Origin of the sequence: Ornithinibacillus contaminans (assembly GCF_001038425.2) — a bacterium.
GTDB classification, from domain to species: Bacteria; Bacillota; Bacilli; order Bacillales; family Amphibacillaceae; genus Ornithinibacillus; species Ornithinibacillus contaminans.
The window spans coordinates 151,122-166,165 of the sequence record NZ_LDPV02000050.1 but is presented as its reverse complement, the minus strand read 5'-3'; the positions used below and the strand labels follow the sequence as shown (position 1 = coordinate 166,165).

General features: G+C 40.1%; 12 protein-coding genes and 1 riboswitch. Of the genes, 6 read left to right on the top strand and 6 right to left on the bottom strand.

The genetic code is table 11. From position 1 onward, the window contains the following. Positions 1-154 precede the first annotated feature (154 nt). The 3 genes from JF53_RS14015 to JF53_RS14010 form a co-directional block, all read right to left on the bottom strand. Entirely contained in the window at positions 155-1,378 is a 1,224-nt protein-coding gene (locus JF53_RS14015; protein ID WP_047980278.1) for a DUF346 domain-containing protein, read from the bottom strand. A 201-nt stretch (positions 1,379-1,579) separates the two neighbouring features. Then, positions 1,580-1,735, bottom strand: a complete 156-nt coding sequence (locus tag JF53_RS17560; protein ID WP_157052532.1) for a hypothetical protein — start codon at positions 1,733-1,735, stop codon at positions 1,580-1,582. A gap of 203 nt (positions 1,736-1,938) precedes the next feature. Next, positions 1,939-2,655: a YebC/PmpR family DNA-binding transcriptional regulator gene (locus JF53_RS14010; RefSeq protein WP_047980279.1), complete on the bottom strand. Its 717-nt coding sequence runs from the start codon at positions 2,653-2,655 to the stop codon at positions 1,939-1,941. Positions 2,656-3,492: 837 nt separating this feature from the next. Here JF53_RS14010 and JF53_RS14005 point away from each other — a divergent pair. Together JF53_RS14005 and yhbH are read left to right on the top strand one after the other, a co-directional pair. Beyond that, on the top strand, positions 3,493-5,388 hold the full coding sequence (locus JF53_RS14005) for a PrkA family serine protein kinase (RefSeq protein ID WP_047980280.1): 1,896 nt from the start codon (positions 3,493-3,495) through the stop codon (positions 5,386-5,388). A 262-nt stretch (positions 5,389-5,650) separates the two neighbouring features. Next, entirely contained in the window at positions 5,651-6,817 is a 1,167-nt protein-coding gene (yhbH, locus tag JF53_RS14000) for a sporulation protein YhbH (protein WP_047980281.1), read from the top strand. A 63-nt stretch (positions 6,818-6,880) separates the two neighbouring features. On the opposite strand, the gene JF53_RS13995 is transcribed toward yhbH, so the two are convergent. Next, a complete protein-coding gene (locus JF53_RS13995; RefSeq protein ID WP_047980282.1) occupies positions 6,881-7,237 on the bottom strand; it encodes a hypothetical protein in 357 nt (118 codons plus the stop codon). A gap of 191 nt (positions 7,238-7,428) precedes the next feature. Here JF53_RS13995 and htpG point away from each other — a divergent pair, with 191 nt between their 5' ends. Further along, positions 7,429-9,315 carry a molecular chaperone HtpG gene (htpG, locus tag JF53_RS13990; protein WP_047980283.1) on the top strand — a complete coding sequence of 629 codons (1,887 nt, stop codon included), beginning with the start codon at positions 7,429-7,431 and terminating at the stop codon, positions 9,313-9,315. A 40-nt stretch (positions 9,316-9,355) separates the two neighbouring features. Here the strand turns inward: htpG and JF53_RS13985 are convergent, their stop codons facing one another. Further along, a complete protein-coding gene (locus JF53_RS13985) occupies positions 9,356-10,615 on the bottom strand; it encodes a metal ABC transporter solute-binding protein, Zn/Mn family (RefSeq protein WP_047980284.1) in 1,260 nt (419 codons plus the stop codon). Between the two features lie 156 nt (positions 10,616-10,771). On the opposite strand from JF53_RS13985, the gene JF53_RS13980 reads away from it, so the two are divergent. After that, positions 10,772-12,172, top strand: a complete 1,401-nt coding sequence (locus JF53_RS13980; RefSeq protein WP_047980285.1) for a SpoVR family protein — start codon at positions 10,772-10,774, stop codon at positions 12,170-12,172. A gap of 404 nt (positions 12,173-12,576) precedes the next feature. Continuing rightward, positions 12,577-12,957 carry a hypothetical protein gene (locus tag JF53_RS13975; protein WP_047980286.1) on the top strand — a complete coding sequence of 127 codons (381 nt, stop codon included), beginning with the start codon at positions 12,577-12,579 and terminating at the stop codon, positions 12,955-12,957. Positions 12,958-13,239: 282 nt separating this feature from the next. Here the strand turns inward: JF53_RS13975 and JF53_RS13970 are convergent, their stop codons facing one another. Next, on the bottom strand, positions 13,240-13,704 hold the full coding sequence (locus JF53_RS13970; RefSeq protein ID WP_047980287.1) for an acyl-CoA thioesterase: 465 nt from the start codon (positions 13,702-13,704) through the stop codon (positions 13,240-13,242). 191 nt (positions 13,705-13,895) lie between these two features. Further along, positions 13,896-14,074: riboswitch (cobalamin riboswitch) on the bottom strand. Between the two features lie 184 nt (positions 14,075-14,258). Here JF53_RS13970 and JF53_RS13965 point away from each other — a divergent pair. Further along, positions 14,259-14,987 carry a cytochrome c oxidase assembly protein gene (locus JF53_RS13965; protein WP_047980288.1) on the top strand — a complete coding sequence of 243 codons (729 nt, stop codon included), beginning with the start codon at positions 14,259-14,261 and terminating at the stop codon, positions 14,985-14,987. The last annotated feature ends 57 nt before the right edge of the window (positions 14,988-15,044 follow it).

Here is a 15,044-nt window from a genome sequence, read left to right as displayed (position 1 = left end):
CGAGAATGCGTGAACATTCCCGGTTTGGAATACTACTGGTGGTTGGGTGGATTACCTCCTGAACACGAGGAAAGAACCCCACCCTTTTGATTTAGTCCACAAAAGGGTGGGGTTCACTTTTTATAAAACAGATCTTTTTTACGAGGTATAACGATTATCTACCCCAATAAGAATGGATTAGCGACCGGTTTTGTCCGCTTGCAAAGACGTCAATTCGGTTTGGACCCCAGGAAACCGCGGCTGGTGCGGAGTTTAAGTTCCCGCCAAGGTTTTGCCAGTCTTCCCAACGAGAGCCGTTCCATGTCCGCTTATACAATCGATTACCACTACCACGTGCAAAAACATCCAATTGGTTTGCACGGCGTGAGGAAACAGTTGGTGCGCTAGTTAAAGTACCACCGAGGCTTTCCCAGTTACTCCAACGAGAGCCGTCCCACCATCTGTGGATGAGATCATTACTTTGTCCTCTTGCAAACACATCAATCCGGTTTGGTCCCCAGGAAACAACGGCAGGCTCAGAGTTTAAGTTTCCACCAAGATCTTCCCAATCCTCCCAACGGGTACCATTCCATGTCCGCTTATATAGTCTATTTCCAGTTCCGCGAACAAAAACATCTAACTGATTTCCCCGGCGCGAGGAGACAGCTGGACCACTAGTTAAGGTGCCGCCAAGATTTTCCCAATCACTCCAACGGGAACCATCCCACCATTTATGGTAAAGTGCATTATCGGTTCCTCTGCCAACCACATCAATCCGGTTCGGTCCCCAAGAGACAGCTGCAGGTGCGCTCGTTAAGGTGCCACCAAGGTTTTCCCAATCATTCCAACGAGAGCCATCCCACCATTTGTGGTAAAGCGCATTATCGGTACCACGAGCAAATACATCTAAACGATTCGCGGACCAAGAGGAAACAGCGGGTGCTCCTGTGATCGTACCACCTAAGTCTTCCCAGCTAGACCAGCCTTGACTAGGACTTGGTGCAGGAGTTGTGCCTCCGCCAGCTAATAGATCTAATACAACCTGGATAACCCTTCGCATTACTTGGTCGGCAACGCTTTGAGAGACATTCGCTTGCCCGAAAATAGCGTTAAACCAAGGAACCTGTCGTTGGAATTGACTATAGATTTGCGCTGCAGATTGATTCGTATTTGCCTGTGTGAGCGTATAGTTCACCATAAGGGAAAAGATATATTGCGCAACCTGCCGATTCATCCCCGCATTTGTAAGCTGGGTATATAGATTGCTGTGCTGTGAGTTAATCGTCTGTAATACTTGCTGGGTCGTAGGTCGTTGTCTCATATCGGTATATAATGGCTCCCCGTAATATGGGACAGGTACCGGTACAAATTGTGGAACATAATATTGGTAATAAAACATGTGCATTCCTCCGCTTTTTAACTAGAGTATGCCAGAGGTTTGTCACTTGAGCGGTAAGGGTAAGCCCATTTTAATTAATTGGAAAAATAGTAAGGATTTACGAGTAGGCTATAAAACCCTGTAAAACGTTCTGTTTTTTAGCGCATTCGTACAAATCACGATTAAAAGAAGAGCCCTCCAAGGAAGGCTCTTTTCATGTACTTATTCTTGATCTTCTTCCGTATCACCAGTGTCTTGTTGCTCGGTAGAGTCATCGTTTGTTGCTGGATCCTCTTCGTCATCTGCTGCACATCCAAACAATACTCCTGTTGAAAGCACCATTAATAACAATGTTAATAAGAATTTTTTAAGCTTCAACACAATCACCTCGCTTGATTTATTTACTACGATTTTTATTGTACAGACCTATCGTTAAGCGAGTGTGAAGGGAATGTTAATTGTTATCAGAATAATTTATCAATTCGGGGTGCGTCAGCACTATTTTTTTAGTAATGCATAGGAGTATTTTCCCAAACAAAAAGCAGTCCATTTTCCACAAGGACTGCTTCCATTAATAGTATTTACGCTAAATCTACATTGTGGTAGACCTGTTGCACATCTTCCAAGTCTTCTAATACATCGATTAGCTTTTCAAATTGTGCTTGTGAATCGCCATCAAGTGCTACCTCGTTTTGTGGTAACATCGTTAACTCAGCAACTGAGAATTCGGTAATGCCAACATTTTTAAATGCTTCCTGTACGGCATGGTATTGATCTGGCTCTGCATAAACAATAACCGTTTCATCTTCCTCAAGTACGTCACGTACATCAATATCAGCTTCCATTAAAAGCTCTAATACTTCGTCAGCTGATTTTCCTTCAACACCAAATACGGCAGTTGAATCAAACATATAGGCAACAGAACCACTCACACCCATGTTTCCGCCATTTTTACCGAAAGCAGCACGTACTTCAGAAGCGGTGCGGTTCACATTATTCGTTAACGTATCCACGATAATCATGGAGCCACTTGGTCCGAATCCTTCATAACGAAGCTCGTCATAGCTTTCCTCGCCGCCACCTTTTGCTTTTTCAATCGCCTTTTCAATAATATGCTTTGGCACACTGTATGTTTTAGCACGCTCTAAGACAACTTTTAATGCTTGGTTTGCCTCCGGATCAGGCTCCCCTTGCTTAGCAGCAACATAAATTTCACGACCGAATTTAGCATAAATTCGACTCGTGTTTTTATCCTTTTCTGCCTTCTTATCTTTAATATTATTCCATTTACGTCCCATGAAAAAATCGCTCACTTTCTACTTGGTACTAAATATTTATAAGGCATTCCACAATACCAGTTCAGTATATAACCGTTTCTATTATACACCATCTGGTAAAAATTTTCTTAGAAAAATAGTATCTATCCGTTGGATGGGCATGCCTTAGGGTTTTGCCTTGGCCCTCTGGTACAGATGGAGGGAGAAATAATGATGACATGTCTCAGAGAATGCTCCTCAAGGACATTATCGATTAAAAAGTGATGCAGAATGTCCCTGATAACATCGCTCAGGGACATTAACGAGTGAAAAGCAGTACAAAATGTACCATAGAACCTCTATCAAGGACATTCCAGGCCAAAAAGCAGCGCAAAATGTACCATAGAACCTCTATCAAGGACATTTCAGCCCAAAAAGCAGCGCAAAATGTACTATAGAACTTCCATCAAGGACATTCCAGGCCAAAAAGCAGCGCAAAGTGTACTATAGAACCTCCTTCAAGGGCATTCCAGGCCAAAAAGCAGCGCAAAATGTACCATAGAACCACTTTCAGGGACATTCCAGGCCAAAAAGCAGCGCAAAATGTACCATAGAACCTCTATCAAGGACATTTCAAGCAAAAAAGCAGCGCAAAATGTACCATAGAACCACTATCAAGGACATTTCAAGCAAAAAAGCAGCGCAAAATGTACCATAGAACCTCTATCAAGGACATTTCAGGCAAAACAGCAACACAAAATGTACCATAGAAGCCCGGGGGACTGGCTGCATCCATGCAACGTCTAAACTTGTCGGCATCACGATGCGACCTCACGCATAAGCTATATAAACCGCGTCCTAGATGGAGGGAAGACAAACATGGATATTCTAAATAAGGTAAAAAGCTATCGTGAGGAAGAGAAACAATTGAAGTGGGAGGGTACATTCGCGGAGTACCTGGAAATCGTGAAGGAAAGGCCAGAAGTTGCCCAAACAGCACATTCACGTATGTACAATATGATTAAAGCTGCGGGCGTCACAGAGAGAAATAATAGGAAAATGTATCAATTTTTTGGGGAAGAGATTTTTGGATTAGAAGAGGCGATTGAACGATTGGTAGAGGAATATTTTCACCCGGCAGCGAAAAGGCTGGATGTGAAGAAACGGATTCTATTATTAATGGGACCTGTCAGCGGTGGTAAATCAACCATCGTAACCATGCTCAAGCGCGGACTGGAACAGTACTCAAGAACCGATGAAGGTGCTGTCTATGCCATCAAGGGCTGCCCAATGCATGAAGACCCCCTACACCTCATTCCGCAGCATTTGCGTGAGGATTTCTATCATGAATACGGCATCCGCATTGAAGGAAGTCTATCCCCATTAAATACGATGAGACTGGAAAAGGATTATGGAGGCCGTGTGGAGGATGTTATGGTGGAACGTATCTTTTTTTCCGAGGATAAACGAGTCGGAATTGGAACATTTAGTCCATCAGATCCGAAATCACAGGATATTGCTGACCTTACCGGGAGTATTGATTTCTCAACGATTGCCGAATATGGATCGGAATCCGATCCACGGGCATACCGTTTTGATGGCGAATTAAATAAAGCTAATCGCGGGATGATGGAGTTTCAGGAGATGCTGAAGTGTGATGAGAAGTTCCTATGGCATCTGCTTTCCCTAACCCAAGAAGGGAACTTTAAAGCGGGAAGATTTGCGCTAATCTCAGCAGATGAGCTTATCATCGCCCATACGAATGAATCCGAATATCGCTCTTTTATTTCCAATAAAAAGAATGAAGCGTTACACTCTCGAATTATTGTGATGCCCATTCCATATAATTTACGCGTAAGTGAAGAAGAACGAATCTATGAAAAAATGATCAAGCAAAGCGATATTGCCGATGTTCATATTGCCCCTCACGCCCTTCGAGTCGCAGCGATCTTCTCTGTTTTAACGAGACTAGAAGACTCGAAGAAACAAGGTATGGATCTTCTTAAAAAAATGCGGCTTTATGACGGGGAAAGTGTAGAAGGCTTTAATCAGCTCGATGTGGAGGAATTGAAGAAGGAATTCCCGGTTGAGGGGATGGACGGAATTGACCCGAGGTATGTGATTAACCGTATTTCGTCCGCGATCATCCGGAAAGAAGTGCCTTCCATTAATGCGTTAGATGTCTTGCGTTCCTTAAAAGAAGGGCTAGATCAGCATGCCTCGATTTCTGACGAAGATAAGGAAAAATATATGAATTATATTGCCATCGCAAGACGTGAATACGATGACATTGCGAAAAAAGAAGTACAAAAAGCATTTGTTTACTCCTATGAGGAATCAGCCAAATCACTTATGGACAATTATTTAGATAACGTTGAAGCATACTGTAATAAAAATAAATTACGTGACCCACTAACTGGGGAAGAAATGAACCCAGATGAAAAACTAATGCGCTCCATCGAAGAGCAAATTGGCATCTCAGAAAACGCGAAGAAATCCTTCCGGGAAGAAATTTTAATCCGAATCTCTGCTTACGCACGGAAGGGGAAGCGATTCGACTACAACTCACACGAGCGGCTACGCGAAGCAATTCAGAAGAAATTATTTGCAGATTTAAAGGATGTTGTCAAAATTACAACCTCATCCAAGACACCGGATGAATCACAGCTGAAGAAAATTAATGAAGTCATTGCTAGATTGATAGATGAACACGGCTATAATTCGGTTTCGGCGAATGAGTTGTTGCGATATGTCGGTAGTTTGCTGAATCGATAATTATACAAATTGAGGGTAACAGGATTAGTGAAAATGCTAATCTTGTTACTTTTTTGTAATCCCAATTTTCAAAGGAAAGTGCAATATTATGCGCCTAGCTGCATATGATAGAGAAACGTATCGTAATCTTCTGACAAAGGCTGCGACATGTTTAGCCAATAGGAAAGCATAACAACTTTCCTGCTGGCATAAGGAAAACTAACCACTCGCTAGCACTTAGCGAATGGGCGTTTTTCTAAAAAACTGTATAGGAGGGGAAGGTATGCAGGAAGGTAAACACAGCTTTGTTGTCTCCGAGGAAAACTGGTCCCTCCATCGCAAAGGCTTTCAAGATCAACAACGTCACATGGACAAAGTAAAGGAAGCCATTACGAACAATTTACCTGATTTAATCAGTGAAGAAAGCATCGTGATGTCGAATGGGCAGGATGTCGTAAAGATTCCCATCCGTTCATTGGATGAGTATAAGATTCGTTATAATTACAACAAATCGAAGCATGTAGGGCAAGGAAACGGAGACAGTAAAGTAGGAGATGTAGTCGGAAGAGATCCTAATGCGAAGGGACAAAACAAAAGCCCTGGCGATGGAAAGAAGGCAGGAGAACAGCCTGGAAGTGACTACTATGAGGCGGAGGTATCATTAGCAGAGCTAGAGGAAGCCCTATTTAAAGAACTGGAGTTACCGGATTTACAAGAAAAAGAACAAGCAGAAATTATAACCGAGGATACGGAATTTAATGATGTCCGTAAAAAAGGCTTAATGGGAAATATCGATAAAAAACGAACCATCCTAACGGCCATTAAGCGAAATGCACGAGAAGGAAGACCAGGAATCACGCCGATTTACAATGATGATTTACGGTTCAAAACGTGGAATGAAGTCATCAAGCCTGAATCGAAGGCAGTCGTACTGGCAATGATGGATACAAGCGCATCAATGGGTTCATTTGAAAAATATATGGCAAGAAGCTTCTTCTTCTGGATGACGCGCTTTTTAAAAACCCAATATGAACAGGTGGAAATTGCTTTTATTGCTCATCATACAGAAGCAAAAGTTGTAACAGAAGAAGAATTTTTTTCAAAAGGAGAAAGCGGAGGGACGATTTGCTCCTCGGCCTATGCCAAAGCAATCGAGCTAATCGATGAACACTATCATCCATCCCGCTATAATATTTATCCATTTCATTTCTCAGATGGTGAAAATATTACGTCTGACAATCCGAAATGTATCCGGCTGGTTAGCGACATTATGGATGTATCCAATATGTTTGGCTATGCAGAGGTCAACATTTATAATCGCCACTCCACCCTGATGCGCGCTTATCATTCCATTGAAGATCCGAAATTCCGCCATTTTATTTTAAAGGAAAAACGCGACGTCTATCACGCAATGAAAAACTTTTTCCAGCGAGAAGCTGCCGTTGTGTAAGTGTAGAAGAAATCCCCAATGGTTGTGTTATAGTTACAACCATTGGGGATTTTCTTGTGCTCATTATGAATTCGCGAGCTCGATTTTATATACACCACGTTCTGTTGTAATGAAAAATTTCTGCCCATCATATTCATACAGCGTACTGTCTTGAAGTGGTATTTCATAGACTGGTGATGGAAGCGGCTGTTCACTCATGGCTGCCAATGTCTCAATCTGCCCACCACCATGTAACAGCAAGCTATGCTTCGGTACATAGTCATCAATTCTTCTTGTGTTCTGGTCATAGGATATTTGCTGTAGGGTCATAATGGTTTGATCGATATCATCCATTTCGTGCTTTGTGATTTTTACCTTTTGTCCGCTCCACTGCTGAAATAAAGCGTTAAATTCCTCAACCGATAAAAACTGATGGTCCATATCATCCCTCCTGCCTTTACATTTTCCATATTTGACGGGAAATATGCGAGGCATTTAGGTCTATTAGCTTTCCAATTGACACAACCAAAATAGATATGATAAAAAAATGATAGAGATTAGCACTCTATATGACAGAGTGCTAAAATGAGAATAAGCATATAAGAAAATCAGGACTAAAGGAGATGGGTTACATGGGAAAAAGGAAGTTTAAAGCGGAGTCCAAACGATTATTGGATCTAATGATCAACTCCATATACTCACAACGAGAAGTATTTTTGCGTGAGTTGATTTCCAATGCAAGTGATGCGATTGATAAAATCTACTACAAAGCACTAACCGATGATTCGTTAACATTTAATCAAGCGGATTATTATATAAAAATTGTCCCGAACAAGGCTGACCGGACCCTGAAACTTATTGATACTGGTATCGGTATGACACAGGACGAGCTTGAAAAAAACCTAGGAACGATTGCCAAGAGCGGATCGTTTAATTTTAAGAGCGAAAATGAAATTAAAGATGGCCATGATATAATTGGGCAATTTGGTGTTGGATTCTATGCTGCGTTTATGGTAGCTGATGTTGTGACAGTAGTCAGCAAAGCCCTCGGAAGCGAGGAAGCATTTAAGTGGGAATCCACTGGATCAGAAGGGTATACAATCGAGCCAGCGGAAAAGGCAACCGTTGGAACCGAAATCACACTTAAACTGAAAGAAAATACCGAAGACGAGCAGTATGACGAGTACTTAGAAGAATATCGATTAAAAGAAGTCGTGAAGAAATATTCCGATTTTATTCGTTATCCAATCAAAATGGATGTTACCAAGAGCAAGAAAGAAGAAGACAGTGACGACTATGTCGACTACATCGAAGAAGAAACCATTAACAGCATGGTTCCAATTTGGAAGAAGAATAAGAGTGAACTAACCGATGAGGATTATGAGAATTTTTACCGGGAAAAACGCTATGGATTTGATAAGCCTTTAAAGCATATTCACTTAAGTGTAGATGGTACAATCCGTTACAATGCGATCCTTTATATTCCGGAAAACCGTCCATTTGATTACTACTCACAAGACTATGAAAAAGGACTTGAGCTTTATTCGAATGGCGTGTTGATCATGGAAAAATGTTCTGACCTAATCCCAGATCACTTTAGCTTTGTAAAAGGGCTTGTCGATTCTGAAGATCTGTCGCTAAATATTTCCCGAGAAATGCTGCAGCATGATAGACAGCTGAAGCTAATCGAAAAAAATATCACTAAGAAAATTAAGACGCAACTACTGAACTTACAGCGAGACGAACGGGAAAACTATGAAAAATTCTATAATGCCTTTGGCAGACAATTAAAATTCGGTATCTATAACGAATTTGGTGCTAATAAAGATGTCTTGAAAGATTTAGTGATGTTCTATTCTTCCAAAGACAAGAAGCTTGTCACCTTGGCAGAATATGTGGAGAGAATGCCAGAGGATCAAAAGTATATTTATTATGCAACAGGTGACTCCATCGAACGCATTGAAAAGCTACCACAAACAGAGCTTGTAGCGGATAAAGGTTATGAAATTTTATATTTCACAGAGGAAATTGATGAGTTCGCAATTCGAGTGCTAATGAATTATGACGAAAAAGAATTCAAATCCGTATCAAGCAATGATTTAGGAATTGAATCTGAGGATGAAAAAGCAGCCGATGCAGAAACAACTGAAGAGAATAAAGCGTTATTCGACTATATGAAGGAACAACTTGCTGGCAAGGTAAAAGAAGTTCGCGTATCGAAACGCTTGAAGTCACATCCTGTTTGCTTAACGGCAGATGGTGAAATCTCCATTGAAATGGAAAAAGTCATCAACGCGATGCCAGATAATCAAAGCATTAAGGCGGACAAGGTGCTTGAGATTAATCCATCCCATGAGGTTTTCCAAACATTGAAGGATGCCTTTGAATCAGATAAAGACAAATTAAATCTATACACGAATATTCTATTTAATCAGGCCTTGTTAATAGAAGGGCTTCCGATTGAGGATCCAGTTGAGTTTACAAATAATATGTGTAAAGTGATGGTTACATCAGCTTAAAGGAAAAAGCATTTGGAGACGCACTCCAAATGCTTTTTTCCTATTGCAAGACTTTGTCTAGTGTTTCAAGATTAGCTTTCATTAAACTGAAGTAGTCTTCATCATTTGCGATGTCATCTTCAGTTAATGTTTCTAAGTTATGCAAGTACATTGGCTCTGCATTAATTTCCTCGCGAATGATTTCAGCCACTCTTGGCGTTACATTATATTCAAAGATAATATAGCCAATGTTGTGATCCTTTGCTAGCTGAACAATTTCAGTTAACTCGGATTGTGATGGCTCCTCACTTGGCGATAGACCAGCTATTGGAATTTGCGTGATGCCATAGCTTTGTTCCCAATAACCGTAAGCAGCATGCGAAACAATCATTTCTGGATGTTCCTTTGAATCTATTACGGTATGAAACTCAGAATCTAATGCTTCCAGGTCAGCTTTCAAAGTTTCAAAGTTTTTCTCAAATGTATCTTTTTCTTCTGGTTTTAATTCAATTAGTGCGTCTTTAATATTTTCAGCAAGTGTAATGGCACGATATGGATCTAACCAAATATGTGGATCCTTATCACCATGGCTATGCTCGTGATCATGGTCATGTTCTTCAGAAGTAGCGTCCTCACCATGCTCGTGATCATGGTCATGTTCTTCAGAAGTAGCGTCCTCACCATGCTCATGATCATGGTCATGCTCTTCGGAAGTAGCGTCCTCACCATGCTCGTGATCATGGTCATGTTCTTCAGAAGTAGCGTCCTCACCATGCTCGTGATCATGGTCATGCTCTTCGGAAGTAGCGTCCTCACCATGCTCGTGATCATGGTCATGTTCTTCAGAAGTAGCGTCCTCACCATGCTCATGATCATGGTCATGTTCTTCAGAAGTAGCGTCCTCATCATGACCTTCTTCCCCATGACTGTGATCATGCGTATGTTCGATAGTCTCGACACCGTGGGCGGCTTCTACCATTAGGATGTCCTCTTTTTCAAGGGTACTTTGAATCGTCTCTGCATATGCTTCCATACCTAAACCGTTATAAATAAAAGCATCTCCTTTAGCGATAGCGATTATTTCCTTTGAAGTCGGTTCATATGTATGACTATCTGCACCCGGAGGAATAATGCTTTCCACTTGGACAAAATCGCCACCTATTTTTTCTGTGAAATCCTTCAATGGATAAATGGACGTATAAATGGTTAATACGTCCTCCCCTTTGGAATTATCCGAACTGGAAGTTGTGCTTTCTGAATTACAAGCGCTCAAAATGATGGCCAAAACGAATAACCCAATAATGATACTAATTTTTTTCAACGGTAAATCTCTCCCTTTCTCAAGATAATTTGAATTATATCGTAATGATTACGATTTGTAAACAGTAATCGTTACGATTTATGTTTATTCCTTTTATCCGTTCATCATTCTCTATTTTTCTCATAAACTATAAAAAGCTAAATTGGAGGGATCAGGTTGACCGATACAAAGGAGCTAAACAAAGCCATTGAGGAGATAACGGAAATCGCGAGCGGGTTTGGTTTAGACTTTTATCCGATGCGTTATGAGATATGTCCTGCCGATATCATTTATACCTTTGGTGCTTACGGGATGCCCACTCGTTTCTCGCATTGGAGTTTTGGTAAACAATTTCATCGCATGAAGCTGCAATATGATTTAGGATTAAGCCAAATCTATGAGTTAGTTATTAACTCCGATCCTTGCTATGCCTTTTTATTGAATACAAACAGTTTGATTCAAAATAAACTCATTATCGCGCACGTTCTTGCGCATTGTGATTTCTTTAAGAATAATATTCGCTTCTCCAATACGAGACGTGATATGGTCGAAAGCATGACAGCAACTGCCGAGCGAATCGCGCAATATGAATTAATTCATGGAAAAGAGGAAGTAGAAGAGTTTTTGAATGCAGTTTTAGCTATTCAAGAGCATATTGATCCTTCGATTGTACGTCCCAAATTACCAGAATATGTGTGGGATGAAGAGGAAGAAGAAACGAAAAAACCACAGTCGCCATATGATGACCTCTGGGATATGGATGAGGTACGGGAAGAATCACGACCAAGGGCAAAGAAGAAGAAAAAATTCCCGCCCCGACCGGAAAAGGATTTGCTCTTGTTTATTGAGCACTACTCAAGAGAGCTAGAGGACTGGCAACGTGACATCCTCACCATGATGCGGGAGGAAATGCTGTATTTTTGGCCACAACTGGAAACGAAAATCATGAATGAAGGCTGGGCTTCCTACTGGCATCAACGCATCATGCGGGAACTAGACCTCACCTCGGATGAAACAGTCGAGTTTGCTAAACTAAATTCCGCTGTCGTCCAACCATCGAAACAACAGATTAATCCATATTATTTAGGACTGAAAATATTTGAGGACATTGAAGAACGCTACAATAACCCATCAGAAGAAATGCTGCTGCGAGGTGTGAAATCAGGTTCTGGTCGTGATAAAATTTTTGAAGTACGCGAAATTGAATCCGACATTTCCTTTATCCGTAATTACCTCACGAAGGACTTAGTCCAGCAGGAGGATATGTACCTCTTTGAAAAACAAGGGGCATATTACCGGATTTCGGATAAGGACTATGAAAATATTCGCGACCAATTAGTTTCCATGCGTGTCAATGGTGGTTTCCCTTATATCTCGGTAGAGGATGGCGATTACATGCGGAATGGGGAATTATATTTGGTGCATGGGTATGAAGGGACGGAATTAGATCTACATTATCTCGAAAATGTGCTTCCTTACATTTATCAGCTGTGGGGTAGGAAGGTTTATATGGAGACGTATGTGGATGATAAGTTGACGGTTTATAGTTATGATGGGGACCGGGTGTTTAAGCGGTAGGATGAATTAGAGGGCTTGATACTTAAAGGGACCCGCTCTGTTTAGAGGTGCACATATTATCATTTACACAATAAATGGCACGGTGATTCTCATTCCGATTCACGGTGCTATTTATTATGACAAGGTTTTAAATAGATTGGAGCACTACTTCCATTTACATAGAATGAAATAACTATATTGTATATGAATCATAGTACGAAAACATTGTGAATGAAGTTATGAATTTAACTAATGAAAGTAAATGTTAGGACATATTAATAAATTTATCTGAATCATATGATAAAATAATGGTAGATATTGTGAAGAATTGTATTTAAAGTAACGGGTGCTTTACTATAAGACGGAAGTATGACTTTCTTTGTTAATGGAAGGGAATTTTCTTTATAAAAAGAGGGGGCAGCAACTTGGACTTACTTGTCTTTATCTTATCATACATTTTAATAGCAACTTTATTTTCCGTGTTCTTTGTTGGTATAATTCTGTTGTTTATATTGATTATCAAAAAAGTCTTTAATATGAACGAAACGAAGTGGAAGTCTTTTTTTACTTATAGAAAAGGAATAGGATACTACATCGTTTTAGCTTTTCCTTATTTGTTAACTATTCTTCTTACGTTCCCATTAAGTATATTTTGGTTTGAATTGATTAATTTTGAATATAAAACTTTAGGATCGGTATCTATTATTGTTTTGCAAACCCTTATTGGAGTGTTAAAGTTCCCTAAATTGAAAAATATAATTAGAGGTAATGTTGCTGATTATGGTTTTTCCAACTCTACTTCTTAGCGGTTTTTATCCTGTAAATTCTATTGCGGAAATAGTAAAGGTATATATAGTTTAATGAGGTGGGGACTATCTTGTTTTTCTCAACTTATTTGCTTTTTAAACTGACTAGGAAATCAAATAATGTAAACGAATAGTATCTAAATAACAAAAGGGGCTTGATTTAAATAAGCTCCTTTTGTTGTGAATTATCATGTGATTTTTTGTGTTTTTGGTTGTGATTTACTATGGGAATTATCTAGATCCCATTAGATTATTCTCAAGCCTCTTATTTTTTCGGATACTCTATCTAGTCGCTCGTGATCGTTCCTTGCGCCGTTTAGTTGCCTGCTGAAATAATTCCTCTTCCATTTCTGATTCAGGAACTACACCTGGAACAGGAACAGGATTACCTTGTTGGTCAATTGCTACCATTGTTAGAAATGATGTAGTTGTAAGACTCGTTTCACCAGTATCGAGGTGTTTACATTCTACTTTTACATACACTTCCATTGAAGTCCTTCCGGTTGAAATAACAACACCCTCCAAGGTTAAAATATCGCCAACCCGTGCTGATGATAAAAAATTCACAGTATCAATGGAGGCGGTAACGACGACACACTGACTGTGCTTCATAGCTGCAATAGCCGCAATTTCATCAATATAAGCTAAAACCTTTCCGCCAAAAATAGTGCCTAAATGATTCGTATCGGGTGGTAGTACAAGTTTTGTTTGAATGGTTCGTGAAACATTGGTTGATAAGCTTTCCATAACACGCCTACTTTCATTAGTGATCGTATTGACTTCATACAAAAGCTTCGCGGCCAATAAAAAATCCAGCACTCTCTAAAGAGGCTGGACGTATAGTTAGATAAGCTAACGCAGGGAATAATGGACCATAAAAAATCACCTATCGTTTAACAAACACACCTACTAACTAACCCTCTCAGCTCCCGAAGAAGATCATGCGAAATAAAAAGGCAGGTCTCCTGACTTGTGCTTCATCCTACTTTAAGCCTTCCCATCCTAAGACAGTGGATAACTCTTATTTCATCAGCACTTACAGTTGCGGGTACAGTTCTGGTATTTCACCAGATTCCCTATTAAGTCTATGAAAGACACCATTTTTACCGGTAAACCGATATGAAGTTGTGTGGACAATGCAAGGCGCTGTCCTAGTATAAATGTAATATGGATTTTATATTCTGACAACTATAAACGAACCTGCTCACTAGTTGTTCTCCTTCCAAAAAGTAATAATTAACCGTGTGCGCTCATAAAATGATGTGATTCTTTCCAAAATCGATTAAAGTGGGTGAGAGTAATTGCATCGTAAGAATATCACTACAAGGCTCATGTGTACCTACGCTAGCATTATCATTCAGTATGGCTATACGTATCATAATTGGTACAAAAAAGTTATGTTCCTTCTCATTGGAATTAGTCTGTTATACACGATAGCTGTGCATCCATTAACAGAAAAGTATCCGCTAGTCTACAGTGTCCACATGCTTGAGATAAGCGTGCTTTTTTTCGTTATCCCCCCATTACTATTGCTCGGCCTACCTAACGTGAACGTAAAAGCATTTAAACGTCCTTCTTTTCATTTGCTTCTTCAACTAACTCCCTATCTCTCATTAATACTATTTGCTATGCTTTTAACACTGGAACATAGTGTGTATGGAATTAAACTCTTTGAACAATTACAGCTTACTAGTTCTTCCTTGCATGGCTTCATGTTTTTTCTTGCAATGGACATGTGGCGCCCGCTTATTCATTCCCATAAACGGAATCTAAAAAAGTTTGTACACTTAAGCATGTACGTGCTAGTGCCGGCCTGTTCGTTCCTTTTGTTCGATGCCTTCTTTTCTCCGATTAATAGCATAGTTTCAACCTATAGCCTGTCCTTCTGCTTGCCTACAGGAATGACATTTGTGGATATCCCAAGTGTTATCTTACCCCCTCGTATTGATCAAGGAATAGCAGCCTTTATTATGATTGGCTGTCACAAAGGTAGTCTTGGTATGGTGAACCGTATCATATACAAAGACTAGATGTGACGGATTTGTTAAACAGTAACATTTTTTCACATTTTTCATAGTCGATATGAT

Bases quoted from the DNA above. Each gene is read 5' to 3' on its own strand.
- JF53_RS14015 (WP_047980278.1), bottom strand. From the start codon at position 1,378: ATGTTTTATTACCAATATTATGTTCCACAATTTGTACCGGTACCTGTC.
- yhbH (WP_047980281.1), top strand. From the start codon at position 5,651: ATGCAGGAAGGTAAACACAGCTTTGTTGTCTCCGAGGAAAACTGGTCC.
- JF53_RS14010 (WP_047980279.1), bottom strand. From the start codon at position 2,655: ATGGGACGTAAATGGAATAATATTAAAGATAAGAAGGCAGAAAAGGAT.
- JF53_RS13995 (WP_047980282.1), bottom strand. From the start codon at position 7,237: ATGGACCATCAGTTTTTATCGGTTGAGGAATTTAACGCTTTATTTCAG.
- htpG (WP_047980283.1), top strand. From the start codon at position 7,429: ATGGGAAAAAGGAAGTTTAAAGCGGAGTCCAAACGATTATTGGATCTA.
- JF53_RS13970 (WP_047980287.1), bottom strand. From the start codon at position 13,704: ATGGAAAGCTTATCAACCAATGTTTCACGAACCATTCAAACAAAACTT.
- JF53_RS14005 (WP_047980280.1), top strand. From the start codon at position 3,493: ATGGATATTCTAAATAAGGTAAAAAGCTATCGTGAGGAAGAGAAACAA.